Annotated in this window: 23 protein-coding genes; 12 read left to right on the top strand and 11 right to left on the bottom strand. The window is 71.0% G+C overall.

The window, feature by feature from the left end; all coding sequences use genetic code 11:
• Positions 1-23: 23 nt before the first annotated feature.
• Positions 24-905, bottom strand: coding sequence for an NAD(P)-dependent oxidoreductase (locus ACIBG8_RS41160; RefSeq protein ID WP_397348645.1), 882 nt, complete (start codon positions 903-905; stop codon positions 24-26).
• A gap of 29 nt (positions 906-934) precedes the next feature.
• Here ACIBG8_RS41160 and ACIBG8_RS41155 point away from each other — a divergent pair, with 29 nt between their 5' ends.
• The gene (locus ACIBG8_RS41155) at positions 935-1,285 is read left to right on the top strand and encodes a MerR family transcriptional regulator (RefSeq protein WP_397348644.1); all 351 of its coding nucleotides are present in this window, start codon (positions 935-937) and stop codon (positions 1,283-1,285) included.
• On the opposite strand, the gene ACIBG8_RS41150 is transcribed toward ACIBG8_RS41155, so the two are convergent.
• Together ACIBG8_RS41150 and ACIBG8_RS41145 are read right to left on the bottom strand one after the other, a co-directional pair.
• Positions 1,266-2,954, bottom strand: a complete 1,689-nt coding sequence (locus tag ACIBG8_RS41150; RefSeq protein ID WP_397348643.1) for a sensor histidine kinase — start codon at positions 2,952-2,954, stop codon at positions 1,266-1,268. The genes ACIBG8_RS41155 and ACIBG8_RS41150 overlap by 20 nt on opposite strands.
• On the bottom strand, positions 2,944-3,591 hold the full coding sequence (locus ACIBG8_RS41145) for a response regulator transcription factor (protein ID WP_397348642.1): 648 nt from the start codon (positions 3,589-3,591) through the stop codon (positions 2,944-2,946). Before ACIBG8_RS41145 ends, ACIBG8_RS41150 begins: the two co-directional genes overlap by 11 nt.
• A gap of 79 nt (positions 3,592-3,670) precedes the next feature.
• Here ACIBG8_RS41145 and ACIBG8_RS41140 point away from each other — a divergent pair, with 79 nt between their 5' ends.
• Positions 3,671-4,159: a hypothetical protein gene (locus ACIBG8_RS41140; RefSeq protein ID WP_397348641.1), complete on the top strand. Its 489-nt coding sequence runs from the start codon at positions 3,671-3,673 to the stop codon at positions 4,157-4,159.
• On the opposite strand, the gene ACIBG8_RS41135 is transcribed toward ACIBG8_RS41140, so the two are convergent.
• Both ACIBG8_RS41135 and ACIBG8_RS41130 read right to left on the bottom strand, forming a co-directional pair.
• Complete coding sequence (locus ACIBG8_RS41135; RefSeq protein ID WP_397348640.1) at positions 4,156-5,256, bottom strand: MFS transporter; 1,101 nt, start codon at positions 5,254-5,256, stop codon at positions 4,156-4,158. The two genes, ACIBG8_RS41140 and ACIBG8_RS41135, sit on opposite strands and share 4 nt — an antisense overlap.
• A 98-nt stretch (positions 5,257-5,354) precedes the next feature.
• Entirely contained in the window at positions 5,355-5,855 is a 501-nt protein-coding gene (locus ACIBG8_RS41130; RefSeq protein WP_397348639.1) for a TetR/AcrR family transcriptional regulator, read from the bottom strand.
• Between the two features lie 54 nt (positions 5,856-5,909).
• Here ACIBG8_RS41130 and ACIBG8_RS41125 point away from each other — a divergent pair, with 54 nt between their 5' ends.
• Positions 5,910-7,064, top strand: a complete 1,155-nt coding sequence (locus ACIBG8_RS41125) for a cysteine desulfurase family protein (RefSeq protein WP_397348638.1) — start codon at positions 5,910-5,912, stop codon at positions 7,062-7,064.
• Here ACIBG8_RS41125 and ACIBG8_RS41120 read toward each other — a convergent pair.
• On the bottom strand, positions 7,057-8,109 hold the full coding sequence (locus ACIBG8_RS41120; RefSeq protein ID WP_397348637.1) for a DUF695 domain-containing protein: 1,053 nt from the start codon (positions 8,107-8,109) through the stop codon (positions 7,057-7,059). The genes ACIBG8_RS41125 and ACIBG8_RS41120 overlap by 8 nt on opposite strands.
• Before the next feature lie 550 nt (positions 8,110-8,659).
• On the opposite strand from ACIBG8_RS41120, the gene mnmA reads away from it, so the two are divergent.
• Complete coding sequence (gene mnmA / locus ACIBG8_RS41115) at positions 8,660-9,712, top strand: tRNA 2-thiouridine(34) synthase MnmA (RefSeq protein ID WP_397348879.1); 1,053 nt, start codon at positions 8,660-8,662, stop codon at positions 9,710-9,712.
• Between the two features lie 74 nt (positions 9,713-9,786).
• Positions 9,787-10,938 (top strand): hypothetical protein, encoded by a 1,152-nt coding sequence (locus tag ACIBG8_RS41110; RefSeq protein WP_397348636.1) that lies wholly within the window; start codon positions 9,787-9,789, stop codon positions 10,936-10,938.
• Here the strand turns inward: ACIBG8_RS41110 and ACIBG8_RS41105 are convergent.
• The 4 genes from ACIBG8_RS41105 to ACIBG8_RS41090 all read right to left on the bottom strand — a co-directional run bounded on the left by ACIBG8_RS41105 (position 10,917) and on the right by ACIBG8_RS41090 (position 13,838).
• Positions 10,917-12,050: a serine hydrolase domain-containing protein gene (locus ACIBG8_RS41105; protein ID WP_397348635.1), complete on the bottom strand. Its 1,134-nt coding sequence runs from the start codon at positions 12,048-12,050 to the stop codon at positions 10,917-10,919. The two genes, ACIBG8_RS41110 and ACIBG8_RS41105, sit on opposite strands and share 22 nt — an antisense overlap.
• A 41-nt stretch (positions 12,051-12,091) precedes the next feature.
• On the bottom strand, positions 12,092-12,709 hold the full coding sequence (locus tag ACIBG8_RS41100; protein WP_397348634.1) for an alpha/beta fold hydrolase: 618 nt from the start codon (positions 12,707-12,709) through the stop codon (positions 12,092-12,094).
• Between the two features lie 28 nt (positions 12,710-12,737).
• Positions 12,738-13,139 (bottom strand): PadR family transcriptional regulator, encoded by a 402-nt coding sequence (locus ACIBG8_RS41095; protein WP_397348633.1) that lies wholly within the window; start codon positions 13,137-13,139, stop codon positions 12,738-12,740.
• A 69-nt stretch (positions 13,140-13,208) separates the two neighbouring features.
• On the bottom strand, positions 13,209-13,838 hold the full coding sequence (locus tag ACIBG8_RS41090; RefSeq protein WP_397348632.1) for an MBL fold metallo-hydrolase: 630 nt from the start codon (positions 13,836-13,838) through the stop codon (positions 13,209-13,211).
• A gap of 38 nt (positions 13,839-13,876) precedes the next feature.
• On the opposite strand from ACIBG8_RS41090, the gene ACIBG8_RS41085 reads away from it, so the two are divergent.
• The 5 genes from ACIBG8_RS41085 (at position 13,877) to ACIBG8_RS41065 (ending at position 22,600) form a co-directional block, all read left to right on the top strand.
• Positions 13,877-16,618, top strand: a complete 2,742-nt coding sequence (locus ACIBG8_RS41085) for a histidine kinase (RefSeq protein WP_397348631.1) — start codon at positions 13,877-13,879, stop codon at positions 16,616-16,618.
• A gap of 9 nt (positions 16,619-16,627) precedes the next feature.
• On the top strand, positions 16,628-17,638 hold the full coding sequence (locus tag ACIBG8_RS41080; protein ID WP_397348630.1) for a methionine synthase: 1,011 nt from the start codon (positions 16,628-16,630) through the stop codon (positions 17,636-17,638).
• 14 nt (positions 17,639-17,652) lie between these two features.
• Entirely contained in the window at positions 17,653-18,060 is a 408-nt protein-coding gene (locus tag ACIBG8_RS41075) for a hypothetical protein (protein WP_397348629.1), read from the top strand.
• Between the two features lie 60 nt (positions 18,061-18,120).
• Positions 18,121-20,283: an NAD-dependent DNA ligase LigA gene (gene ligA, locus ACIBG8_RS41070; protein WP_397348628.1), complete on the top strand. Its 2,163-nt coding sequence runs from the start codon at positions 18,121-18,123 to the stop codon at positions 20,281-20,283.
• A 244-nt stretch (positions 20,284-20,527) separates the two neighbouring features.
• A complete protein-coding gene (locus ACIBG8_RS41065) occupies positions 20,528-22,600 on the top strand; it encodes a putative bifunctional diguanylate cyclase/phosphodiesterase (protein ID WP_397348878.1) in 2,073 nt (690 codons plus the stop codon).
• Positions 22,601-22,946: 346 nt separating this feature from the next.
• On the opposite strand, the gene ACIBG8_RS41060 is transcribed toward ACIBG8_RS41065, so the two are convergent.
• Positions 22,947-23,354 carry a DUF6326 family protein gene (locus tag ACIBG8_RS41060; protein ID WP_397348627.1) on the bottom strand — a complete coding sequence of 136 codons (408 nt, stop codon included), beginning with the start codon at positions 23,352-23,354 and terminating at the stop codon, positions 22,947-22,949.
• Between the two features lie 155 nt (positions 23,355-23,509).
• Between ACIBG8_RS41060 and ACIBG8_RS41055 the strand changes: the two genes are divergently transcribed.
• Positions 23,510-24,805 carry a sensor histidine kinase gene (locus tag ACIBG8_RS41055; RefSeq protein WP_397348626.1) on the top strand — a complete coding sequence of 432 codons (1,296 nt, stop codon included), beginning with the start codon at positions 23,510-23,512 and terminating at the stop codon, positions 24,803-24,805.
• The gene (locus tag ACIBG8_RS41050) at positions 24,805-25,446 is read left to right on the top strand and encodes a response regulator (protein WP_397348625.1); all 642 of its coding nucleotides are present in this window, start codon (positions 24,805-24,807) and stop codon (positions 25,444-25,446) included. Before ACIBG8_RS41055 ends, ACIBG8_RS41050 begins: the two co-directional genes overlap by 1 nt.
• Positions 25,447-25,450 lie beyond the last annotated feature (4 nt).

Here is a 25,450-nt window from a genome sequence, read left to right as displayed (position 1 = left end):
TCGTGAGACGGATGTGACAAACGTCAGAACTGCTCGATCATCGCCGCATACCCGTCTCCACCGCGTCCGGCGGCCACGGCGCGGTCGGCCAGGGTCTTCACGAAGCGGGGGAGCTCGGTGGATACGCCCAAAGCCTCGCTCTCGTGGATGAGGTGGTCCATGGTGGCCGCGTGGGTGTCGATCGTGGCGTCCAGCGCGGGATAGGCGCCCGCGTCGATCTGCTTGGCGTAACCCTCCACCCATCCGGCGACCGTACCGATGCTCGCCTGGGCGAGCGGGGCGAAGGCGGACGCGTCGACCCCGGCCGCCCGCAGCAGCGCGGCTCCCTGGAGGAAACCATTCAGAACGTTCCACATCAGGCTCAGCACGGCCACGTCGTGCAAGGCCGACAACCCGTGGTCCTCGCCCAGATACGTCGTCACGCCCGCCAGGACGCCCAGGGTCGCCTCATGCGCGTCGAAGGCCGCGCGCGGGCCGCTGTAGAGGATGACGGCCTCTGCCGTTCCGATGCCCTGGGGGATCGCCATGATCGCGCCGTCGAGGTAGGAGGTGGTCGACGCGCCCAAGGCCCTGGCGTCGGCGGAGGTGCCCGAGGTCAGGTTCACCACGACCCGCCCGTCAAGACCGAGAGGGCCCAGCGAGCGCACGGCGGCGTAGTCGGTCACGCAGAGGATCACCAGCGGGCTGGCCGCGACCGCCTCGGCGACCGAGGCCGCGAGCGTCGCGCCGGCCGCGACCAGGTCGTCGGCTTTGGAGGCAGTACGGTTCCACACGGTCGTCGGGTGCCCGGCGCGCAGGAGGGCGGCGGCCAGCGCCTGGCCCATCAGGCCCAGGCCGATCACGGTCACAGGATTCTTCTCGTTCATGGTGGTGTTGGGAGCCATGAAGGCATCTTCAACGTTCATACCGGTATGAAGGTCAAGGGGGAGCGTGCATGCTGATCGGCGAGCTGAGCAGGCGGACCGGAGTCAACCCGCACCAACTGCGCTACTACGAGGCCCAGGGCCTGCTGGAGCCGCGCAGGGGCGCCAACGGCTACCGGGACTACGGCGACGACGCCGTCCTGAAGGTGACGCAGATCAGACGCCTGCTCGAAGCCGGGCTGCCGACGGACGTGATCGCCTACATGCTGCCCTGCGCCATGGGCCCAGAGCCCACGTTCGAGTCCTGCGATGAGCTCCTGGACGTCCTGCGCGACCGCCTGCACGGCATGGACGAGCGCATCGGCACGCTCACCCGCTCACGCGAGGCGTTGCAGGGATATATCAGCAGTACGGCAGGCTGATCGTGAAGCACGCCCCGCCGGGGCTGGACGCCGTGACCGTGCCGCCGTGCGCCGTGACGATGCTCCGCACGATCGCCAGCCCGAGCCCGCTGCCCCCGCCCTGACGGCTGCGTGACTTGTCGGCGCGCCAGAACCGGTCGAAGACGTGCGGCAGGTCCTCGGGCGCGATGCCGGGCCCGGTGTCCCTGACCGCGATCTCCACGTGGTCGCCCGCGACCTTGCCGGTGACCGTGATGGTCCCACCGAAACGTACGGCGTTGCCCACGAGGTTGCCGACCGCCTGGCGCAGCCGTACCGGATCAGCGTCGAGCACGATGGGCGGGCACACGACCACGGCGGGCGCCTGGTGCGCGGTGACCGCCTGGTCGAGCAGCTCGTCGAGGGCCACGAGCGAGCGGTGCAGCCGCAGCCCGCCCGCGTCGGCGACGGCCAGGTCCTGAAGGTCGTCGACGATGTGCTGGAGCAGCAGCGACTCCTTGTGCAGGCGCGAGGTCAGCGCGGCGTCCATGGGCGCGACGCCGTCCTCTGCCGCCTCCAGCCAGCCCCTGATGTTGGTGAGCGGCGTCCTGAGCTCGTGCGCGATGTCGCTGACCATGGCCTTGCGCTGCTCGCTCACCTGCCTGCTGTGCTCGGACATCGCGTTGAACGCGGTGGCCAGCTCGCCGATCTCGCCGCCCGCCGCGACGTCCACGGGGGTGGGGGCCGCGCCGTCGCGCATCCGGTGCGCCGCGGCGGTCAGGGCGCGCACCGGGCCGACGAGCCGCCTGGCGAGCACCACGCTGACCGCGACGGTGAGCACGAGCACGAGCGCGGCGACCCCGGCGAGGGGGAGGAGCGCGATGCCCGCCCCTGACGCCTCGACGTAGAGGAGCGCTGCGGGAGCGACGGTGGCGGCGAGCTGCTCGCGCCTGCTGGTGTCGAGGCAGGAGTTGACGGCCTTGGTGAGGGTGCCGCTCATGATGGCCGGGGCGGACCAGGACCACGTCAGGTTCTGCTTCAGCGTGACGCGCTGGACGTCGCGGCGGTCGAGGCAGCTGTCGAGCAGCGTCTGCAGCCGGGCGAGCGCCTTGCGTTCCGTGGCGGTCGGCCGGTTGAGCGCGGCGATGCCGCACATGCGGGTGGCCACCCGCTCGGGGTCGGCGCGCTCCAGGTCGACGCGGGGGCGGCCGCTGGGCGAGGTGACGATCTTGGCGGCGAAGCTGTAGCGGGCCAGGCAGCTCACGGCGCGCTCGGCGGCCGCGGTGAGCGTGGAGCGTTCTGCGGCGGGGAGGGTGAAGGGGCCGGTGGCTCGGGGGTCGATGCGGTCAGGCCTGGCCGACGGCGTCAGCGCGGGGTCCACGGCCAGCGGATCGATCAGCGCCGACGGCTTGCCCGCCGCCTGCCCGCCCGCGATGCGTCTGCCGTCCTGCGTGGTCAGCGTGATCGCGCGGCCGGTCTGCTTCGACAGCTTGGCCAGGATCGGCTCAATGCCGTCCCAGCGGGGGTGGCGCGCGGCGTAGCCGACGAGGTCGGCGTAGATGAGCGCGTCGTCGGACAGCGCCCGGCCGCGCTCCTGGCGCAGCGCGCCCGAGGTGGTCTGGGCGGCCAGCCAGGCGGTGGCGGTGATGGAGCAGATCGCGACGAGGACGGAGCCGGCCAGCAGCTTGACCAGCAGGCTGCTACGCCGCATGAAGCTTGTAACCCACGCCGTAGACGGTGGCCAGGAGGCCCGGACCGATCTTCTTGCGCAGGTTCATGACGTGCATGTCGACCGTGCGCTCGGTGATGTAGCGGTCGAACCCGAGGAGCTGGCTGCGGGAGAAGACCCGGCCCGGCTCTGCCGCCATCGTGGCGAGCAGCTGGAACTCGCCCGGCGTGCACTCGATGAGCGCGCCGCCCCGCCGTACCTCGTGACGGATCGGGTCGACCGTGAGGTCGCCGACCACGAAGGCCTGGTCGGCCGCGCGCACGCGGCGCAGCAGCGTGCGCACCCGCGCCACCAGTTCGCGCGGGGAGAACGGCTTGGTCATGTAGTCGTCCGCGCCCAGGTCGAGGCCGAGCAGCAGGTCGTCCTCCGTCGATCGGGCGGTGAGCATCAGCACGGGCACGTCGGACTCGCCGCGCAGGATCCGGCACACGTCCAGGCCGTCGACGCGCGGCATCATCAGGTCCAGGACCACGACGTCGGGCTGTACGGCACGCGCCTCGTCGATCGCCGCCCGCCCGTCGTGGACCACGGTGACCGCGTGGCCCTCGCGCTCCAGGTAGCGGCGGACCAGCTCTGCCTGCCCTTCGTCGTCCTCCGCGACCAGTACATGTGCTGCCATGGCCACACGTTATGTGACAAAACCGGATCCCTATCGCGTCCTGACAGGTTCCTTAAAAGTGCGCGGCACGGTGAGGGGCATGACATTCACCAAGCGCCTGAGCGCTCTGACGATCCTCGCCGCCGTGTCCCTCGGGGGCGGCACCGCCGCCATGGCAGCAGCGGCGCCGCAGGAGCAGGGCGTCAGGCTCCCGATCGACTACACCGACGCGCAGGAGGCGAAGCTGGCGGCCGACTACAAGAAGTGCCTGGTCGAGAAGGGCGTGAAGTTCGTCGACCCGACCGGGCCCGCCGTCCTCGGGACCAAGGAGCCCGCGCCCGGCCAGGAAGCCAAGATCAAGCTGTGCGCGGACAAGAAGGTCCTCATGCCCGCGGAGATGGAGGAAACCGCGCCCGGCTACAAGGCCAACTTCAAGCAGTGGGTCAAGCTGCTGAACGAGGCCGGCGTCGGCGTCGAGCAGGTCTCCTGGGGCTGGACCTACACCGAGGCCTACGCCAAGCACCCGCTCCCCGAGGCCAAGCAGCGGGTCATCGAGCGCGAGACCCGCATCAAGGCCTTCTCGAACTAGGCGGCCTTGGCGAGCTCCCTGGGGGAGGGAGCCACCGAGCGGGCCTGCGGCAGGAACCGGGCGGCCACCGCGATCGCGACGCCGAGCAGCACCGCGATCCCGAGCGCTGTACGCAGCGAGGTGACGTCCGACAGGAAGCCGATGACGACGGGGCCGAGCAGGAGCCCGGCGTAACCCATGGCACCCGCCTGGGCGATCGCCGGCCCCGGCGTGTCCGTGGCGGCACCCGCCAGGGACACCGTCATGGGAGCGATCGTGGCCACGCCCAGTCCGACGAAGAACATCGCGGATACGGCCATCAGGGGCGTGGCCGCGGTCAGCACGACGGTGAAGAAGGCGGCCGTGGCCAGCCCGGACACGGTCATCATGCCCTTCACGCCGAAGCGCGAGCGCAGCCGGTCGCCGGTGAGCCTGGCCAGCAGCATGCCGGCCTCGAAGACGGGGTAGCCGAGCGCGGCGATCGCCTCGGTGGCGCCGAGGCCGTCGCGCATGTAGAGGCCGTTCCAGTCGGCGACCGTACCCTCGACCATGAAGGCGAAGAACATGATGGCGCCGAGCAGGTAGACGACCGGCGGAAGCTTCGTCCGGCTTTTTGCCGAAATTTCGCCCGAGACCTTCTCGGGCAGGTACGTGCGGCCGAGGTAGATCATCGCCGGCAGCGAGATCAGCGCCACGATCGTCAGGTTGGCGGCCAGCGACAGGCCCAGGGCGATCGACGCGGTGCCGATCAGGCCGGCCGAGATCGCGCCGACGCACCAGCCGGCGTGCATGCCGTTCATCAGCGGACGGCCCGCTGCCTGCTCGACCGTCGAGCCCTGGGCGTTCATGGCGATGTCGACCACGCCGAACGCCATGCCGAACAGCGCGGCGGCGGCGATCAGCAGCGGCAGGTTGGGGGCGTAGGCGATGCCGAGCAGCGTGATCGCGACAAGGGGGCCGCCGATCCGCAACACGGTCCTGCTGCCCACGCGGGCCATCACGCCACGCATGGACTGCATCGTGACGAGCGCGCCCAGACCCCACGCGAGCAGGACCACGCCGACCGTGGACTCGGCCAGGCCGAGCTTGTCGGTCAACGCGGGGATGCGGACGGTCATCGTGCCAACCATCAAACCGGACAGGACAAAAGTGAGGATTGCCCCGAAACGGGCAGTCCTCAGGGCGCGCGTCATCGCACAACCTTTCAAGGGGTATTTCAGAGCTGGATGAGAAGTCGTTCCTCGATGGCGGTCAGATCCGCCTCGGTGTAGAGGCCGGGGTCGTGGCTCGCCACATCCCACAGGCCCTCGCAGGCCAGCCGTACGATCTGGGCGGCCACCGGGTCGAGCTCGTCGGCCAGGCCGTCCTTGTGCCATCGGGTCATCGCCTCGCGAAGCGGCCCGAGCAGGAACATGTTGCCTGAAGCGCCCGTCACCACGGCCCACCGTCGCAGGCGGCCGGAGCGGATGGCGGCCATCGTGGCCGCCACGTAGCGTTTGGTGTAGGTGTCGTACGGCTGCGCGGCCATCAGGTCGTCGAAGTCATGGATCAGGCGCTCGACCATGCCTTTGATCAGGGCTTCCTTGCTGTTGAAGTGATACAGCAAGCCGCCCTTGCTCACGCCGGCGCGGTCGGCCACCGCGGCCAGGGTCAGGGAGTCCGAGCCCTGGTCGCAGAGCACGCTCTCTGCCGCATCCAGCAACTCGTCCCGTCTCATACCGTTTACTGTACCGTCCGGACGGTACAGTGGCAAACGAGATACCCTTGCCCTGTGAGCGCCTATCTTGATCACGCGGCGACGACACCCATGCTGCCCCAGGCGATCGAGGCCATGACGGCGCAGCTCGGCCACGTCGGCAACGCCTCGTCCCTGCACGCCGCGGGCAGGCGGGTACGCAGGGTGGTCGAGGAGTCACGCGAGAGCATCGCCGACGCCCTGGGGGCTAGGCCCAGCGAGGTCGTCTTCACCTCGGGCGGCACCGAGGCGGACAACCTCGCCATCAAGGGCCTCTACTGGGCGCGCGAGCCGCGCAGGCGCATCCTCGTCAGCTCGGTCGAGCACCACGCCGCCCTCGATCCTGCCCGCTGGCTGTCCGACCGGCAGGGCGCCGAGGTCGAGCTGCTCGACGTCGACGAGTACGGCAGGCTGCACCCGGACACGCTGCGCGCCGCGATCGAGCGCGACCCCGACAGCGTGGCGATGGTCAGCGTCATGTGGGCCAACAACGAGGTCGGCACCGTCCAGCCCGTCCGCGTGCTCGCCGCGATCGCCCACGACCACGGCATACCGTTCCACACCGACGCCGTGCAGGCGATCGGGCAGCTCCCCGTGTCGTTCTCCGGCTCGGGCGCCGACGCGCTGACGCTGACCGGGCACAAGGTCGGCGGGCCCATGGGGGTGGGCGCGCTGCTGCTGGCCAGGGGGCTGACGCCGGTCTCCGTGCTGCACGGCGGCGGTCAGGAGCGCGACGTGCGCTCCGGCACGCTCGACGCCCCGGCCATCGCGGGGCTCGCCGCCGCCGTCTCGGCCGCCGTGGCGGACCAGGCCTCCGAGGCCGCGCGGCTGACGGCTCTGCGCGACGACCTGATCTCCCGGGTACGGCTGGCCGTACCCGACGTCGTGCTGAACGGTGACCCGGACAACCGGTTGCCGGGCAACGCGCACTTCTCCTTCCCCGGCTGCGAGGGCGACGCGCTGCTCATGCTCCTCGACGCCAAGGGCGTCGAGTGCTCCACCGGGTCCGCGTGCTCCGCGGGGGTGGCGCAGCCGTCCCACGTGCTGCTCGCCATGGGCGCCGACCCGCTGCGCGCCCGCGGGTCGCTGCGGTTCTCCCTCGGGCACACCTCGACCAGCGAGGACGTCGACCGGCTCGTCGCCGTCCTGCCCGCCGTGGTGGAACGTGCCCGCAGGGCCGGCATCAGCTGAGGAAGTGCGCCACCGCGATCCAGCCGGGATCGGTGATGACGTCCACGGTCGGCTCGCCCTCTTCCCAGCTCACGATCAGCTCCTTGGCGGTGAGCGCGGCGTCGCTGGTCGGGTCGGCGTAGACGTGGATCACCCGGTGGCTCTCGGCGCTGACGTGCGCGGCGAGTACGGCGTCGCCCTGGAGCTTGGCGATCCTGGCGGCGAGGCGCTCCTCGAAGTCGCGCAACGAGGCCAGCGAGTCGCCCACCGGCAGGCCGTTCTCGTCGCGGTGCGCGTAAGGGAGGGTGATCTGGATGTGCTGGTCGAGCAGGGGGTAGTCGACCGGGCGCAGCGGGTACCTGGTGGTGGCGACCAGCGGGGCGCCGCTCGCGGTCTGGCCCTCCAGGAGCGCCCACTGCTCCTCGGCGAACTCACCGGCAAGGTCGGCGAGTACGGCGGGCAGATGGACGGCGGCGACCGCGTCGATCGGGGGGAAGGTGGCGGGGGTGATCTCGCCGACCCACCTGGCCACGTCGTCCTCGCCGAGCAGCCAGTCGAGGGCGAGCAGGGTCGCCTCCATCCTGCTGTCCTCGTCGAGCTCCTCGAAGATGGGGTGGAACGCTGAGACGTCCATGCGGGAGGTGCCCCTGGGGACGCGGAGGCCGAACATGAGCTGGTCGAGGGCGAACTCGTGGCCGCCGACGTCCACGGTGAGCTCCAGGGCCTGGGCGTTCACCTGGCGCGAGGGGTAGAACTCCCAGAGCAGGTCTGGTTCCGGGGCCGCCTTCACCAGGCGGTGGGCCAGTGAGCGGAGCTCGGGGTCGCCTGCGGCGGTGAGGACGAGGGCCTGCATGGCGTTCTTGCCGGGGGCGACCTCCCAGACCAGGTCCTCGTCCACGGCTTCGACGGCGGGGGCGATCAGGTCGGACAGCTTTTCCGGCTCACCGGCTGCTACGGCGGCGTCGATCTGGGGGCGGGTTTGGTCCCACCACGCCCAGAACTCGGCGATGCCGTCGCTGGGCTGGTCGGGCAGGTTCTCGTCGTCTTTGCGTCCGAACAGTCGCATAGGCCAAATCCTCCCAGACTCCACCCCCACCCGCGCCCCCGACACTTCCCACAACCCCCCAGACCCTCCGCCCCGCACTCCCACGACCCCCGCACTCCCACGACCCCCGCAACCCCCGACCCCACAACCCCTGGGCCCCCACACCCCGGCCCCCGGCCCCCACACCCCGGCCTCGCGGGACCCCACATCCTCGGACCCCCGGGATCCGCCCCCCGGAGATGCCGGAGCCCCTGGGGGCCCTAACACCCCGGGCGCCGCCCCCTCGTGCGCCTGCGGATCTCCCTCCTATGGGGTGAGAGGTGTGGTGGTGAGGGCTCGCGGCGTGTGTGCGGGGTGGGCAGTGAGGCGGTGGACCCGTGTGTGCGGGGTGGGTCGTGGGGTGGTGGACCCGTGTGTGCGGGGTGGGTCGTGGGGTGGTGGACCCGTGTGTGCGGGGTGGGTCGTGGGGTGGTGGACCCGTGTGTGCGGGGTGGTGGGCGCGGGGGTTCGTGGGTTGGGGAAGCGAGTGGGCGGAGGGGATGGGGGAGGAGGGTAGTCTCGATGGGTGGGAATGCGCGTGCTTGCCGCCATGTCGGGCGGCGTCGACTCGGCTGTCGCCGCAGCGAGGGTGGCCGAGGCGGGCCATGATGTCACCGGGGTGCATCTGGCCCTGTCGGCCAACCCCCAATCCCACCGCACCGGCGCAAGGGGCTGCTGCACCGTCGAGGACTCGCGCGACGCCAGACGAGCCGCCGACGTGATCGGGATCCCCTTCTACATCTGGGACATGGCCGAGCGCTTCCAGCGCGACGTCGTCGACGACTTCGTGGCCGAGTACGCCGCCGGCCGTACCCCCAACCCCTGCCTCCGCTGCAACGAGAAGATCAAGTTCGAGGCCGTCCTCGACCGGGCGCTGGCGCTCGGGTTCGACGCGGTCGCGACCGGACACCACGCCAGGCTGACCGACGGCGTGCTCTCCAGGAGCGCCGACGTCGCCAAGGACCAGTCCTACGTCCTCGGCGTCCTCACCCGCGACCAGCTCAGCCACGCGATCTTCCCCCTCGGCGACTCCACCAAGACCGAGGTGCGCGAGGAGGCCGCCAGGCGCGGCCTGACCGTCGCCAACAAGCCCGACAGCCACGACATCTGCTTCATCGCCGACGGCGACACCCGCGGCTTCCTCGCCAAGCGCCTGGGCACCACCCCCGGCGAGATCCGCGACGAGGACGGCACGGTGCTCGGCAGCCACGACGGCGCCTACGCCTTCACCGTCGGCCAGCGCAAGGGCCTGCACATCGACCGCCCGTCCGCCGACGGCCGCCCCCGCTACGTGCTGTCGATCGAGCCGGTCGCCAACACCGTCACGGTCGGCCCCCGCTCGTCGCTGGAGGTCACCGCGATCGACTGCGTGCGACCGCTCTGGAACGGCCCCGAGGTGCGGGGCCCGCTCACGGTGCAGCTGCGCGCGCACGGCGAGGTGTACGGCTGCCGCGTCGAGGAGACCCCCGACGGCCTCCAGCTCGCCCTCGACCGCGCCGCCACGGGCGTAGCCGCGGGTCAGGCCGCGGTCCTCTACTCGGGCGAGACGGTCGTCGGCTCGGCGACTATCTCCAGCGCGCGTTAACAACGAGCGAAGTCTCCGCAATAAGCCCTGAGGCCTACCCGACCTCACAAGGCACCTCATGCAGGCTGAATCGCATGATCAGGGACATGGCGGTCGCCTTGACGGCGCTGGCCTGCGTGATGAGCAGTGTTGGCGTGGCCGCCGCTGCAGCGGCGGAATACGCCGAGTGGGAGCTGTCGGGTAAGTCCGGCACGGTCGAGGTGCCTGCGGTCGGATTCCCGGCAGCCACCTTCGTGACCGACGCGGGCGGCCTCCAGGTTCCGAGCGGGGCGTCGACGTTCCTCAACGCCGAGACCCCCTTCGGCGCCGAGTTCGGCAGCTCCAAGGATCACGGGTACCTCAAGTTCGGCACCGCGTCCGGCGGCAAGCCGTCCACCACGACGGTCACCTTCGACGCCCCCACCACCCCGGGCGACTGGGGTTTCGCGCTGGGCGACATCGACGCCGACAGCGTGAAGATCGTTGCCAGGGGCGCCGACGGCAAGGTGCTCACGGCCGAACAGCTCGGCTGGCAGGGCGCGTTCAACTACTGCACCGGCAGCCCGAAGCCGAGCAGCTGCGGCCGCACCCCCGGCACCGACATGCCGACCTGGGACGCGGCGACCAGCACCCTGCGCGGCAACGTGGTCGACACGAGCGGCGCGTCAGGCTGGTTCAAGCCCACCGTCCCGGTCAAGTCGCTGGAGCTCGTCTTCACCGTCCAGTCCGGCATCCCGGTCGGCCAGCTCTGGATCGCGGCGAAGTGGTCGGAGAAGAAGCCGGACATCGTCATCACCAAGTCCGCCTCACCCCACGACGTGAAGCCCGGCGGTACGGTCACCTACACCGTCAAGGTCGCCAACCAGGGGGACGCCGACGAGGATCACGCCGAGTTCTCCGACGACCTCAGCGACGTGATCGACGACGCCCGCTACAACAACGACGTCAGCGCGGGCGGCACCTACTCCAAGCCCATGCTCACCTGGGAGGGCCCGGTGAAGGCGGGGGAGACGGTCACCGTCACCTACTCGGCGACCGTCAACGACCCGCCCAAGGGCAACAGGAGCATCCTCAACGCGATCATCGGCAACGGCCCGCGCATGACCTGCCAGGACGGCAAGGGCGAGGGGTGCGCCGTGGCGGTAACCGTAGAGAAGCCCAAGCGTCACAAGCACAAGCACCACCACCACCGCCCGCCGGGCAACGCCTGCCGCGGCTGCGTGGATCAGCCGTCGATCTCCTGGTAGGCGACGGTCCAGAAGTCCTGGAACACCTTGGGCGGCATCGGCGAGTCCATGTAGCGCTGGGTCAGCAGGATGCCGATGAGCCCCTCGGCCGGGTCGGTGTAGGCGGTGGTGCCCGTGCCGCCCGTCCACCCGAACCGGCCGGGCGTGTCGTAGATCTCCGTGCGCCTGGTGACGACGTTGAACCCGAGGCCCCACCCGCTGCCCTCGCCGAAGAACACCTCGTTGCCCGCCTTCTGCTCCTCGGTGAGCAGGTCGGTGGTCATCAGCTCCACGGTGGGCCGCGACAGGATGCGGGCTCCGCCGTACCGGCCCTTGTCGAGCATCATCGTGCAGAACGCCAGCAGGTCGTCGGCCGTGGACACGAGCCCGCCCCCGGCCGACTGCATGGGCCGCGGCCGCGCCCAGAGCGAGTCGCGCGCGTCGTCGACCACGCCGTCTCCCGAGTACGCCGTGGGCAGCCGGTGGAGCTGGTCGGCGGGCACCTGGAAGCCGGTGTCGCGCATCCCGAGCGGGTCGAACAGCCGCTCGCGCATCAGGTCGTCCAGCGACTGCCCGGTCAGCCGGGACATCAGCACGCCCAGCACGTCGGAGCCGGTGTGGTAGCGCCAGCCAGCGCCCGGCTGGTGGGCCAGGGGCAGGGCGCCGAGCCGCTTCATCCACTCGTCCGGCCCCCACGGCGTCCCGCTGGGCCCCTCGGACAGCCGCGCCTCCGCCATGGCCTCCCGCAGCGGCGACGGCGTCATGACCGCGCCGATCCCCAGGCGGAAGGTGAGCAGGTCGCGCACCGAGATCGGCCGCTCGGCCGGGACGGTGTCGTCGAGGTCTGCGTCCGGATGCCGCAGCACCTTGCGGTCGGCCAGCTCGGGCAGCAGGTCGTCGACCGGGTCGTCCAGCCGGAGTCGGCACTCCTCGACGAGCGTCATCGCGACGGCGGCCGCGAGCTGCTTGGTGATCGAGGCGATGCGGAAGATCGAGTCGCGCCGCATCGGCCTGCCGCCGCCCGCCTCGTGCGTGCCGAGCACCTCGACGTCCGTCTCGCCGTGCCGCGACACGAGGGCGACGAGGCCGGGCACCTCGCCACTGGTCACGTGCCGTTCCAGAACTTCGCGCATCCGTAGGCTCATGAACTCAAGACCGTACGGCGGGCGAAAAGTCATCGCAGGAGTTCGCGAAGTTTCGCGGCGAAAGCCGTTGGGTGGGTGACATGGCCGGAATGTCCACCGGGGACGAGTTCGGCTTTGACGCCGAGGCGGGCGGCCAGCTCCAGCCCGGTGTCGTGGGCCAGTTGCCCGGCGGAGCCGTCCCCGACCGCCACCACGATCCGTGCGGACATGTCGAGGTCGGGCACATAGGTGGCGGCGGGTCTGGCGATGTGGGTGAAGAAGAACTCCACGTTGGCGCCCATGCGCGCGAACTTTTCCGCCATCCGCGCGTTCGCCTCGGGGCTCTCCGGAGCAGGGCCGCCCGCCATGCCCGCCCCCTGCGCGAAGACGCCCATCGCCGCGCCCACGCCGCCCTGCCGGTAGGCCTCGTCCACCTGGTCGGGCAGCGCGCGGCGCGGGTCGGACTCGGGCAGGAGCAGGACGGCCGGCGGCTCGTGCGCGACCACGGTGGTCACGGCGTCGGGATGCGCGGCGGCCAGGGCGAGCGCGATCTGGCCGCCGCTGCTGCTGCCGAACACCGCTGCCGGGGTGCCGCCGACGGCCTGGAGCAGCCGGTGCGCGTCGTCCGCGTGCGTCTCGATCGGCAAGTCGAGCGACGGATCGTCCACCCGGCTGCGCCGTCCACTCCCAGCTCGCTCATGTCCCGCTCTCCTCGTCGTAGGCGGCGGCGACCGCGCGCCGCCACTGCTCGTTCCAGGTCAGGTTGCCGGTGCGCAGGTCCTCGACCACGCCTTCGACCCAGGCGAGCTCGGCGGCCAGGACGGCGGCCCGCGCGGAAAGGTGCGCGAGGGCGTCCGAGGGGGAGAGGGCGACCAGCACGGAGATCGCGGCGACGAACTCGGGGTAGTCGTCGCCGGTGCTCCTGAGCATCTCGCCCAGCCACTGGGTGGCCGTCTCGCGCCCTTTCCCGGTGATGGCGTAGACGACCCGGTCGGGGTGGCTCGGCGAGCTCTCCGTCTCGCGCGCCTCGACGAGGCCGAGGCGTTCCAGGCGCTCGACCGCCTGGTAGAGGCTGAACCGCGAACGGACGTTGACCACACGGGCCTTGCCGTACTGCTCGATCAGCCGGCAAGGGTTACCTTCCGTGCTCAGGAAGGGCGCCGAGCTCTACCAGGCGTAGGATTCGCCGGACTTGAGGCGCCTGATGTCGGTGCCCTGCTTCTCCGACTCCATCCTCAGCCAGTTGTCGATCAGCCCCAGCCCGGACTCGTTGTACAGGCCGTCGTGGGTGGAGAAGGCCCTGGCGGGCTTGATCTCGCGCAGGTAGGCGATCGTCTCGGCCAGCCTCAGCCACGGCGCGCCCGTCGGCACCAGCAGCGTCCCGACCCGCGCGTCCGGCACGGTGAAGGAGTCGCCCGGGTAGAACACCTCGTCCTCGACCAGGAAGCCGACGTTCTCGACGACCGGCATGTCCGGGTGGTTGGCCGCGTGCCACTCGCCGAACGCCTTGACGCCGAAGCCCGCCGCCGTGAACGTGTCGCCGTGCCGTACCGCCTGGATCTTGGCGGGGACGCCCTCCAGCTCCTCCAGGACGCCCTCGCAGGTGTAGATCTCCAGGTCGGGGCCGAGGGCGCGCAGCCGGTCCGCCTCGACGTGGTCGAAGTGGGCGTGCGTGATGAGCACGGCGTCCGCGCCGTTCACGGCCTCGGGCTCGCTGAAGACGCCCGGGTCGATGACCAGAACCTTGCCGTCTTTCTCCAGGCGTACGCAGGCATGTCCGTATTTGGTGAGCTCCATATCCATCACCTTAGAGAAGCTCTAGGATCCAGCCTCATATGGGGCGAAAATACCTGCCCGGTGTCGCGGCGCACACGGTGCTCGTGGTGGTCATCGGGGCCGTCTACTTCGGACTGATCGCCGTCGGCGGCCCGCTGGGCTCGGCGAGGGGCCTGGTGGCCGCGCTCGTCGCCGGCGCGCTCTTCCATCCCGTACGGCTGCGCCTCCAGCACCTGGTCGACCGCCTGTTCAAGGTCGAGCGCGACCCGTACAAGCTGGCCGACCGCGTCGGCGAGACCGTCCAGGCGGCGGGCGGCTCGGCGCAGGCCCTGGCCTCCGGCGCCGTGGCGATCAGGCAGGCTCTGCGCGCCGACGGCGTCGCCGTAGAGGTGGACGGCGTCGATCCGATCGCCGACGGCGCGCTGGACGGCGAGGTGCACGAGACGCCGCTCGTCTGGCACGGACGCCCGGTAGGCCGGCTGCTGGTCGCGGGCAGGCGGCCGGACCCGGCGCTGCTCGACATGCTGGCCAGGCACGTGGCCGAGGTCGCGCACTCCGTACGCCTGACAGAGGACCTGAAGGCGTCGCGCGAGCGGTTGCTGGCCGCGCGCGAGGAGGAGCGCGCCAGGCTGCTGCGCGTCCTGGACGACGGGCTGGGCTCCACGCTGGCCGTTCTGGTCGGCGAGGTCGAGGGCGCGGGGCGGGCGAAGGACCCTGACCCGGTGCTGTCGCGGGTGCGCGAGCAGCTCACCGAGGCGATCACCAGCGTCCGCGACCTCGTGTACGGCCTGCACCCGGTGCTCGACGAGCCCACGCGCGCCCGCCCGCCCAAGCCTGCGCCCCCGCCCCAGCCGCCCGCGGCGCGGCTGAGCCCCGTCACCGTGATCGCCTGGGCGGGTGGCGTGCTGTCGCCGCTCGCCGTCCTCGCCGCCACCTGGATGGCCTGGAGGACCGACTGGTCCGGCGGCCTGCAGCCGATCGACCCGCTGGGCACGCTGTTCCCCGCCGCTGGAGCGTTCCTCATCACCTACCGGCCCAGGCTGCTGGTGCCGTGGCTGCTGTGGAGCATCGGCGTGGCGTGGGCGTTCTACGAGCTGGTCTTCTGCCTCGCGCACTATCTGCACATGGTCGACCCGGGCCATCCGCTGCTGCCGTACATCGCGTGGGCGGCGATCTGGACGTGGGTGTGGCCCGTCATGGCCTTCGGCGGGGTGCTGCCGCTGGTCTTCCCCGACGGGCGGCTGCCGTCCAAGTGGTGGCGTCCGGTCCTGTACGGCGTGCTGATCCTCACCGTCACGCACTCCGTGCTGATGTCGCTCATGCCGAACCCGGAGAAGGAGATCTACCTCGACATCCAGAACCCGTTCGGCGTCGAGGCGCTCGGCGGGCTGCCGTGGTTCCTGGAGACGAACATCGGCTTCGCGATGATCCCGCTCTGCTTCGCCTCCGTGGTCGCGCTGACCGTGCGCTACTGGGGCGCCGACCGGGTCACCAAGCAGCAGATCGCCTGGTACACCGCGACGATGGTCGTCTACATGGGGTTCTGGCTGGGCAGGCAGGTGATCCAGCAGGGGGTCACGGGCACGGCCGACGTGCTCGTCGCCATCCACCTGCTGATCTCGGCAGGGGTGCCGATCGCGGTGATCGCGGCCGTGCTGCGCCACCGCATCTACGGCATCCGGGTCATCCTGAACCGCACCCTGGTGTACGGCACGCTCGCCGGGCTGCTCGCCCTCGTCTACGCGCCGCTCATCTGGGCCGGCGACCTCGTCGCGGGCGACCTGGGACCGACGGCCGGGCTCGTGGCCGCGCTGTCGGTCGGCGCGATCTTCCATCCCGTACGGCTGCGCCTGCAGAGCTCCGTCGACCGGCTGTTCGGCGTCGAGCGCGACCCGTACAAGGCGGCCGACCGGCTCAGCCGCAGCGTCCAGGAGGCGGAGGACCCGGCGGAGGCGCTGGGCACCGCCACCTCGATGCTGCGCTGGGCGATCGGCGCCAAGGGCGCGGGCGTGGAGGTCGAGGGCGAGCTGTTCGCCGAGGGCGAGCTCGGGCACCGCCCCAGGTCCGTCGAGCTGGCCTGGCACGGTGAACCCGTCGGCCGCCTCCTGCTCGCGGGATCCAGGCGCGAGCCGCTCGCCGTCATGGCGAAACACCTGGCGGAACTGGCCCACGCCGTACGGCTGGCAGCCGACCTGCGCCGTTCCCGCGAGCGGATCGGGGCGGCGCGCGAGGAGGAGCGCAGGCGGCTGGGCAGGGAGCTGCACGACGGGCTCGGACCCGCGCTGACCAGCGTCACCATGACGCTCGACGCGGCACGCCGATCGACGGACCCGCAGGTCACCGCGGAACTTCTGGGGCAGGTGCGCGAGGGCATGAGTTCGACCATCGTCTCCGTGCGCGAGCTGGTCGACGGGTTGCGCCCGCCGTCGCTCGACGACCTGGGGCTGGCCGGTTCGCTCAAGGTCTTCGCCCAGGCGCCTGGACCGGCGGTCGAGGTCATGGCCTCCGGGCTCGGCGAGATCCCGGCGGACGTCGAGCTGGCCGCCTACCGGATCGTTCAGGAGGCGCTGACGAACGTGCGCAAGCACGCGGGAGCGCGCTCGGCTCTCGTCAGGCTGGCGCTGTCGCAGGGCGAGCTGCTGGTCACCGTGTCGGACGACGGGGTCGGGCTGCCTGCCGTACCGGATCACGGGGTGGGGCTGACGTCCATGCGCGAGCGCGCGGCCGAGGTCGGGGGCCGGTTCGAGGTGCGCAGGGGGGCGGGCGGGGGGACGGAGGTTCTGGCTCGGCTGCCGCTCTAGGCTGGGCGTATGTTCCCGTGGCAAGAGGCTTCGTCCACCGGTGTCGGTTCGCATCCCGGTGAGGACCATCTCGAGGCGCTCCGCGTCGTCTTCGGCGAGGCCGCGGCTCTGCCGTACCTGCCAGAGCTGCCGGCCAGAGGGGTCGGGGCCGACATGATCGGCAGGACGGCAGCCCTGCTCGTGGACCTGCCGGTGGAGGTGCAGCCGTCCGGCTGGCGGCTGGCCGGGCGTCCCGGACGCGACCACCGGCGCGCGGCCGACCATCTCGCCCGCGACCTGGACGGGCTGGAAGAGGTCGGGCACGACTACGCGGGGCCGCTCAAGCTCCAGGTGTGCGGGCCGTGGACGCTGGCGGGGGCGATCGAGCTCCACTACGGGGACAAGATCCTGGCTGACCAGGGTGCCGTGCGTGACCTGACGGCCTCGCTGGCCCAGGGGGTGGCCGACCACGTCGCCGAGGTGCGCAGGCGCGTGCCGGGGATCACCGAGGTAGTGCTGCAGCTCGACGAGCCAGGGCTGCCCGGGGTGCTGACCGGCACCGTGCCGACCGCCTCGGGGTTCGGGCGGCTGGCCGCCGTCGAGCCGTGGCGGGTGGAGGAGTCGCTGAAGCTGTTCCTCGACGGGGTCTACCCGATCGTGCACTGCTGCGCGCCCGCGCTGCCCATCGCTTTGCTGCGCCGTTCGGGGATCCGGGGGATCTCGATGGACGCCTCGCTGCTGCGCAGGCGCGACGACGACGCCATCGGGGAGGCCATTGATGCGGGGGTCGCGTTCTTCATGGGCGTCGTGCCCGGCGTTTCCGCGACATTGCCTGATATCGGGGTGATCGCTCAGCCGGTGATCGACCTGTGGCGGCGGCTGGGGTTCGCGCCCGACCGGCTGGCGTCGCAGGTGGTGATGACGCCCGCGTGCGGTCTGGCCGGGGCCTCTCCTTCGTACGCTCGCGCGGCTCTTCGTGCGTGTGCCAAGGCGGCTGAGGTGCTCAGGGACGATCCTGCAAGTGGGCTGCAAACCGGCTGACTACGCTTTTTCTCATGATAATTCGTACGTTAGGGGCCGCTGGAGTGGCCCTCGCGCTGATGGCCGCGCCCGCCTTGGCGTCCAACCCGGAGACGTGGAGCTGGGGGTCGGTCTACTCGGCCGACCGGGCGGGCAAGGCCAAGGGCAAGGTCGTGCTCGACCGGCCCGGATTCGTGGTCTCGGGCAAGCTCTACGACTTCCCGGGCAAGGCGGGGTGCTCGTGGCTGAAGTTCCGCTGGGTGAAGGACGGCGGCGGGCACGGCAAGAAGACCTACAGGAACTGCTCGGGCACCAAGCCCCTGGCGTTCTCCTTCGATCCGGGGCGCATGCTGTCCATCGAAGCGATGGTCTGCCGCGGTACGTCCGTCAAGATCACCGGGAAGTGCTCGATCTGGGAAGGTGTCTGGGCGCAAGGAGGCTGACCTTCTGTCGGTCTCCGGCGATAACGTTCTCCCAGGCTGTTGTCGTGGGAGGAGACCAGGATGGACGCTGACGTTGCCCGGGGGCGGCACGCCGAGCTGAGCGAGCGGGTCGAGGAGGCGCGCTGGCGCTACTACGTGCTCGACGAGCCGACCGTCAGCGACGGGGAGTTCGACAAGTGGTTCAACGAACTGCTGGCGCTGGAGGAGTCCTTCCCCGAGCTGCGCACGCCGGACTCGCCGACGCAGAAGGTCGGGGCGCCCGTCTCGGGTGACTTCGCCAAGGTGCAGCACCTGCAGAAGCTGGAGAGCCTCGACAACGCCTTCAACGCGGAGGACATGGCGAGCTGGCAGGCCAGGGCAGAGCGGCTGGCCGAGGGCAACCCGGGCCCCTACCTGTGCGAGCTGAAGATCGACGGGCTGGCGATCGCCCTGGTCTACCGCGACGGCAAGCTGGAGCGCGGCGCCACCCGCGGCGACGGGCGCACGGGCGACGACGTGACGCCCAACGTGCGCACGATCAAGGGCATCCCGCACCGGCTGTCCGGCGACGACATCCCCTCGCTCGTCGAGGTGCGCGGCGAGGTCTACATCCCGGTCGAGGACTTCAAGAAGCTCAACGAGCAGCTCGTCGAGGAGGGCAAGCCGCCCTTCGCCAACCCGCGCAACGCTGCGGCGGGCACGCTGCGGCAGAAGGATCCGCGGATCACCGCCCAGCGGCCGCTGCGCATGCTCGTGCACGGTGTGGGCGTGTGGGAGGGCGCGCCGGAGCCCAAGGCGCAGTCGCAGGTCTACGACCGCCTGCGCGAGTTCGGGCTGCCGGTCAGCGACCTCTACCAGGTGGTGCCCGACCTCGACGGCATCAACTCCTTCATCGCCCACTACGAGGTGCACAGGCACGACCCCGCCTACGAGATCGACGGCGTCGTGGTCAAGGTCGACGACATCCGCACGCAGCGCGAGCTGGGCTCCACCTCGCGCGCCCCGCGCTGGGCGATCGCGTTCAAGTACCCGCCGGAAGAGGTCAACACCAAGCTCGTCGACATCCAGGTCGGCGTGGGCCGCACCGGGCGGGTCACCCCGTTCGCCGTGATGGCCCCGATCATCGTGGCCGGGTCCGAGGTCGAGCGTGCCACGCTGCACAACGGCGACACCGTCAAGCGCAAGGGCGTGCTCATCGGCGACACGGTCGTGCTGCGCAAGGCGGGCGACGTCATCCCCGAGATCGTCGGCCCTGTGGTCGCGCTGCGCGACGGCTCCGAGCGCGAGTTCGTGATGCCGACCCACTGCCCCGCCTGCGGCACCGAGCTGGCCTTCGAGCGGGAGGGCGACGCCGACCTGCGTTGCCCCAACGCCAAGACCTGCCCGGCGCAGCTGCGCGAGCGCGTCTACTTCGCCGCCAGGCGCAACGCGCTCGACATCGCCGGTCTGGGCTACGTGGCGGCCACCGCGCTCACCCAGCCGGTGGAAGGCCAGGAGCCCGTGCTGAAGACCGAGGCCGACCTGTTCGACCTCACGCTCGACAAGCTCACCCCGATCAGGTCCGTCGTCCGCGACCAGGAGACCGGGGTGCCCAAGCTCGACGAGAAGACAGGCGAGCCCAAGGTCGTCTCCCTCTACTCCAACGCCAACGGCGAGCCGTCCCAGGCGGCGCTGCTGCTCCTCGACGAGCTGGAGAAGGCCAAGGACAAGGAGCTGTGGCGGGTGCTGGTGGCGCTGTCCATCAGGCACATCGGCCCACCCACCGCCCGCACGCTGGCCGCCGCGCTGCGCTCGATCGACGCGGTCATGAACGCCTCGGAGGAGGAGTTGGCCGCCGTGGAGGGCATCGGCGGGCAGACGGCGATCACGATCAAGGAGTGGTTCGCCGTCGACTGGCACCGGGAGATCGTCGAGCGGTGGCGGGCCGCCGGGGTGCGCATGGAGGACGAACCGGCGCCAGAGAAGGGCCCGCAGATCCTCGACGGCCTGACCTTCGTGGTCACCGGCACGCTGGAGCACTTCACCCGCGACTCGGCCGCCGAGGCGCTCACGAGCCGCGGCGGCAAGGTGGCCAGCTCGGTGTCGAAGAAGACGGCCTTCGTGGTGGTGGGGGAGAACGCCGGGTCGAAGTACGACAAGGCGGTTTCGCTCGGCGTGCCGATCCTGGACGAGGCGGGGTTCCAGGTTCTTCTGGAGCAGGGGCCGGAGGCGGCCGCGGGTGCGGCGGTGACTCCGGAGGCGTGAGTACGGCGCGCGCGCTCGCTGGTGCGGCTGATCGTCTCGGGGCGTTGATCTGCGACGTAGTGGTTCCGCTCGCCTGCTGCGGCGGGCGGGCGTCCGTCCCAGCCCTCCTTTGGGCGGCAGCCGTACAAGATCAGTTATTTCGTCATAAAGGCGACTCGGGGTGACGGAACGTGCGCGGATGGTTTCGCGAAGTGGGGTAAAGGTCGTACCCTCCCATAGTGACCTGATGGGGGCGCTGTTACCGATGACCGACCCGAATGACACCCGTGACACTGGACCACGCGTCGGCACGCCGTTGTGGGGCTTTCTTGCCCTGATCACCGCGATCGGCGCGACCGCGCTCCTCGTGTCCCTGCTCAGACTGGACGTGACCGGGCTGGCCGGCCTGGCCCGCACGCCCCTGTTCTGGGCGCTTTGCGTGCTCGTGGTGCTCGGCGAGCTGCGCCCCGTCATGGTCTCCTCGGCCGCCCCCGTCGGCGGCACCTACCCGTCGACCATGTTCACCTTCGCCGTCCTGCTCCACTACGGCCTGCCGATCGCGATCCTCATGCAGGCCGTCGGCGTGGCGATCAACGGGGTGGTGACCCGCAAGTCCTGGCACCGGGTGACGTTCAACGTCGGCCAGTCGACGCTGGCGCTGACCGCGGCCGCCGTCGTCCTCGGCGTCTTCGGCATCGTGCCCAGCCCGACCGCGCCCTGGACGCCCGGCGGCGCCGACCTCGTCGCGATCGCGCTGTCCGGGGTGGCCTACTTCCTGGTCAGGGCCACGCTGGTGTGCAGCGCCGTCGCCCTGCACGAGCGCCGGTCCATCCTGCGTGTCCTGCGCTCCACCGTCGGGCCGCAGGGCCTCGTCTACGCCGGGCTGCTGGGCCTGGCGCCGCTCGTCGTGGTCGTCATGGACGACTCGCCCGGCCTCGTGCCGCTGTTCGTCGCGCCGCTGGCCGCCGTCTACTTCACCGCGACTCTGTCCATGCGCCACGACCACCAGGCCATGCACGACGAGCTCACCGGCCTGCCCAACCGCAAGCTCCTCGCGGTCAGCACCGAGGAGGCGCTCGCCGAGGCGCGCGACGGCGAGCGGGTCGGCTTCTTCCTGCTCGACCTGCACGGGCTCAAGCAGGTCAACGACACCCTGGGACACCCCGTCGGCGACCGCCTGCTGCAGCTGATGGCCCACAGACTCACTCATTCCGTACGGCCGGGCGACGTCGTCGCACGGCTCGGCGGCGACGAGTTCGCCGTGCTCCTCCCCAAGATCAGGGACACCGCCGCGGCCCGCGAGGTCGCCGCGCGCCTCCGCGTCGCCCTGACCGAGTCCGTGCGCCTCGAAGGCATGTCGTTCGACCTCGACGGGGCCGTCGGCATCGCGCTCTACCCCGACCACGCGCCCGACTTCGAGCTGCTCCTGCAGCGGGCCGACGTCGCCATGTACCTCGCCAAGCAGCAACGCACCGGCGTCGAGCTCTACCAGGCCGACAAGGACCGCAACTCGCCAGAGCGCCTCGGCCTCTTCGGCGACCTGCGCAGGGCGCTGGACAACCGCGAGCTGCGGCTGCACTACCAGCCGAAGGTGGGGCTGGCCGACGGGCACGTGCACGGCATGGAGGCGCTGCTGCGGTGGCGGCACCCGGTGCACGGGCCGATCCCGCCGGACGACTTCATCCCGCTGGCGGAGCAGTCCTATCTGATGCGGCAGCTGACCGAGTACGTCATCGACAGCGCGCTCGAACAGGCGGCCCGGTGGTGGCACACGGGGTTGCGGGTGCAGATCTCGGTCAACGTGTCGGCGCGCGACCTGCTGGACACGGCGCTGCCCGACCAGCTGGAGGCGGGGCTGGCCCGGTTCAGGCTGCCTCCTGAGGCGATCCAGCTGGAGGTCACGGAGCGCATCCTGACCGGCGACCAGGCTTACACCCACGAGACCATCAAGGCGCTGGCGGCGCTGGGGGTGCCGTTGGCGCTGGACGACTTCGGCACGGGGTACTCCTCGCTCATCCGCCTGCAGCGGCTGGCCGTCTCCGAGGTGAAGATCGACGCCTCGTTCGTGTCGCGGATCGCCTCGTCGCCGGACGACGACCGTATTGTCCGGTCGATCGTGGAGCTGGTCAGGTCGTTGGGGATGCGGTCTGTGGCGGAGGGGGTGGAGTCGGACGAGGTCGCGATCCGGTTGGCGGAGATGGGGTGCGACATGGGGCAGGGGTGGCTCTTCTGCCTGCCCATGTCACCGGCTGATGCGACGGTGTGGTTGCGCGAGCGGCTCGAGGGCACTCCGGAGATAGAGCGGGGCTACCGCCCAGCCGAAGCCTCCACCGCCTGACCACGCTTCGGACTCCCTTCATCGGTTGGCCAGGCCCTCCGGGACTCCCCTCCAGGACTCCCCACAAGCGGGGACTCACCACAAGCGGGGGTGACCCCCATCCGGGGGGTGCCCCGCCTTGCGGCGGTGGCCCGCGCCTGCGGGGGTGCCCCCGCCTCTGCGGGGGTGGCCCGCGCCTGCGGGGGGTGGCCCTCATCCGGGGGTGGCCCCTATTCGGGGTTAGCTCCCAGCGGGGCGACTCCCCATCGGGCATGGCCCCTCAGGCGGGGTGCCCCCTAGCGCGGGCGACTCCCCACCGAGGGTGGACCCCAGGCTTCCCCACCCGTCGCTCTCCTGGCGGTGGCCTCTAGTGCGCCACCAGCGGGGCGTTCTGGGCTTCGGTGATGTGCCACTTCCATGCGCACCACGTGATGTACGCCGTGCAGGCGATCTCGATCACGCTGAAGAACACGTAATACGTCGTCGGGGTCCCCATGAAGAGGGTCGCCGACTGCACGACGGTCATGAGGACTCCCGCGGCCAGGTTGAGCAGCCGGGCGGTGCGCGGCCCGGCCAGCCTGGAGACGACGATCATGGCGATGGGGATCTCCATGAGGACCGCCGCGCCCAGCAGGAACCCGGAACTGATGTCCAACCCCCCGACATGTCCGGTCAGGTACTGCTTCAGCAGCCCCGAGTCCATCAGGCCCACGATGTCGCAGTACAGATAGTTGAAGAGCGCGAAAACCCATAACGTCGAGAGCCTTGCCCCCATGGTTCCTCCTGTGGTCGTCGGCGTGCCTCGAAGGTAGGCGTGGACGTGAGGGAGACGGCACCCGCCCAGGAGTGGTTCGTCGGTAGCTCTCCCGGGGGAGTGCTCCCCCGTTGGGGCGATGACGCCGCCGTCGCCCCCGGGACACAATGCGAGGTGTGGCTCTCCTCCGGGATTCGACCTCCCGTCGCGACCTCCCGGCCGCCTACCTCCTGCTCGGGCTCGTTTTCGGCGCCCTGTGGTTCACGGTCGTCGGCGGGATGTACGTCGCCGGGCTCGCCGGGCAGATGGTGCTGATCAGCGTCCCCAACGTGTTGTGGGCCCAGCTCCTGCTGCGGCCGATCGGGCGCTGGGAGCGGCACCTGCTGGCCTCGCTCCTGGGCCAGGACGTGACGGCCCCGGAGCCGGTCCGCTACAAGCGCTCGGCGTCGGTCGTGGTCAACGTGGTACGGCGATGCTTCGCGGTCTTCCAGGACGGGCCCAGCTGGCGGGTGCTGGCCTGGATCATGGTCCGTTCCGTCACCGGGCCGCTCGGTTTCCTCCTCGTGGCGCTTCCCGCGCTGCTCGTGCTGGTGCCGCTGGCCGCGATGGTCGACGGGGTGCCGATCGACTTCGCCGGTGAGCGCTGGCTGCTGCTGTTGTGCCCGGTCGGTCTCGCCCTGTTCCCCGCCCTCCGCAGGGCGACGTGGGCATTAGCCGCCTGGCACGGGAGGCTCGCGGTGTGGGCGCTCGGTCCAGGACGCGACGAGATCGTGGCGGCGGCGCTCGCCCGCGCCGCGAGGGCGGAGGAGCAGGTTCGCATCGACCAGGAGCTGCATGACAGCATCGGGCACATGCTGTCGATGATCGTCGTGCAGGCGGGTGCCGGCACGCACGTGTTCGACAAGGACCCCGACTTCGCCCGACGCGCGCTCGGCGTCATCGAGCAGCGCGGGCGCGCCGCCCTCGGCGAGCTCGACCGCATCCTCGCAGACCTGCGCGGCGACCACGCGGCCGACGGGGGATACACGCCGCCGCCCGGCGGCGAGCGCGTGCCCGCCCTGATCGCCGACGCGCGGGAGGCGGGCATGGAGATCGAGTCGCGGATCGCGGTCGGCGAGCTGTCCGCCGCGCTCGGCCGTGGCGTCTATCGCATCGTTCAGGAGTCGTTGACGAACGCCGCCAAGCACGCGCCTGGAGGGGCCGTCAGGGTCGACATCGCCGCGGAGGGCGAGGCGGTGACCGTGTCCGTCACGAACGCGTTGCCCGGCACGGGCCGGGGGCTGGCGTCCATCAAGGACCGGGCGGCACTGCTGGGCGGTGAGGCCACCGTGGGCATCACGGAGGAGGACGAGTTCGCGGTGCGTGCCGTACTGCCTCTGTCCACGCACCTTCCCGAGGGGACGACGACCCGGTGTGACCTGAGCCGGGGGTGTGCGTGCCTGGGGTGCGCGACCCGGCGCGGGGCGCTGTGATGAGGATCGCCATCGTCGACGACGACCCGCTCGTGCGGGTGGGGTTGCGCGCGATCCTGTCCTCAGAGGACGGCTGGGAGGTGGTCGGCGAGGCCGGTGACGGTCACGGCGCGGTGGTGACGGCGCGTGGCTTCGATGCGCCGGACCTGATCCTGATGGACATCCGGATGCCGGGGATGGACGGTCTGGAGGCCACCCGGCGCATCACGGCGCGTGAGGGGGCTCCCCGGGTCCTGGTGCTCACCACCTTCGAGGTGGACGAGTACGTCTTCGAGGCCATGCGGGCGGGGGCCAGCGGGTTCGTGCTCAAGCGCATACCGCCCAAGGAGCTCATCGAGGCCGTGCGGCTGGTGGCGTCGGGTGAGTCGCTGCTGTTCCCCGCGTCCACGCGCAGGCTGATCGAACGGTTCGCCGCGCGGTCCAGCAGGGTGCTGCCCGAGCTGTCCCAGCGCGAGCAGGACGTTCTGCGGCTTCTCGCGCGCGGACTGTCGAACTCCGAGATCGCCGACGAGCTTTCCGTGGCCATGCAGACCGTCAAGTCCCACGTGGCGGCGGTCCTCATGAAGCTCGGCGTCCGCGACCGCACCCAGGCCGTGATCGCCGCCTACGAAACGGGATTCGTCATCCCCGGCTCACCCTGACCCC

It is taken from the genome of Nonomuraea sp. NPDC050556, from assembly GCF_044457355.1.
Lineage (GTDB): Bacteria > Actinomycetota > Actinomycetes > Streptosporangiales > Streptosporangiaceae > Nonomuraea.
This window is presented reverse-complemented; position numbering and strand designations above follow the sequence as displayed.

Excerpts from the sequence above, each read along its gene's own strand:
- ACIBG8_RS41130 (WP_397348639.1), bottom strand. The coding sequence starts at position 5,855 with ATGAGACGGGACGAGTTGCTGGATGCGGCAGAGAGCGTGCTCTGCGAC.
- ACIBG8_RS41155 (WP_397348644.1), top strand. The coding sequence starts at position 935 with ATGCTGATCGGCGAGCTGAGCAGGCGGACCGGAGTCAACCCGCACCAA.
- ACIBG8_RS41065 (WP_397348878.1), top strand. The coding sequence starts at position 20,528 with ATGACCGACCCGAATGACACCCGTGACACTGGACCACGCGTCGGCACG.
- ACIBG8_RS41140 (WP_397348641.1), top strand. The coding sequence starts at position 3,671 with ATGACATTCACCAAGCGCCTGAGCGCTCTGACGATCCTCGCCGCCGTG.
- mnmA (WP_397348879.1), top strand. The coding sequence starts at position 8,660 with ATGCGCGTGCTTGCCGCCATGTCGGGCGGCGTCGACTCGGCTGTCGCC.
- ACIBG8_RS41105 (WP_397348635.1), bottom strand. The coding sequence starts at position 12,050 with ATGCGCGAAGTTCTGGAACGGCACGTGACCAGTGGCGAGGTGCCCGGC.
- ACIBG8_RS41145 (WP_397348642.1), bottom strand. The coding sequence starts at position 3,591 with ATGGCAGCACATGTACTGGTCGCGGAGGACGACGAAGGGCAGGCAGAG.
- ACIBG8_RS41110 (WP_397348636.1), top strand. The coding sequence starts at position 9,787 with ATGATCAGGGACATGGCGGTCGCCTTGACGGCGCTGGCCTGCGTGATG.
- ACIBG8_RS41120 (WP_397348637.1), bottom strand. The coding sequence starts at position 8,109 with ATGCGACTGTTCGGACGCAAAGACGACGAGAACCTGCCCGACCAGCCC.
- ACIBG8_RS41050 (WP_397348625.1), top strand. The coding sequence starts at position 24,805 with ATGAGGATCGCCATCGTCGACGACGACCCGCTCGTGCGGGTGGGGTTG.
- ACIBG8_RS41090 (WP_397348632.1), bottom strand. The coding sequence starts at position 13,838 with ATGGAGCTCACCAAATACGGACATGCCTGCGTACGCCTGGAGAAAGAC.
- ligA (WP_397348628.1), top strand. The coding sequence starts at position 18,121 with ATGGACGCTGACGTTGCCCGGGGGCGGCACGCCGAGCTGAGCGAGCGG.
- ACIBG8_RS41085 (WP_397348631.1), top strand. The coding sequence starts at position 13,877 with ATGGGGCGAAAATACCTGCCCGGTGTCGCGGCGCACACGGTGCTCGTG.
- ACIBG8_RS41060 (WP_397348627.1), bottom strand. The coding sequence starts at position 23,354 with ATGGGGGCAAGGCTCTCGACGTTATGGGTTTTCGCGCTCTTCAACTAT.
- ACIBG8_RS41080 (WP_397348630.1), top strand. The coding sequence starts at position 16,628 with ATGTTCCCGTGGCAAGAGGCTTCGTCCACCGGTGTCGGTTCGCATCCC.
- ACIBG8_RS41150 (WP_397348643.1), bottom strand. The coding sequence starts at position 2,954 with ATGCGGCGTAGCAGCCTGCTGGTCAAGCTGCTGGCCGGCTCCGTCCTC.
- ACIBG8_RS41160 (WP_397348645.1), bottom strand. The coding sequence starts at position 905 with ATGAACGTTGAAGATGCCTTCATGGCTCCCAACACCACCATGAACGAG.
- ACIBG8_RS41135 (WP_397348640.1), bottom strand. The coding sequence starts at position 5,256 with ATGACCGTCCGCATCCCCGCGTTGACCGACAAGCTCGGCCTGGCCGAG.
- ACIBG8_RS41075 (WP_397348629.1), top strand. The coding sequence starts at position 17,653 with ATGATAATTCGTACGTTAGGGGCCGCTGGAGTGGCCCTCGCGCTGATG.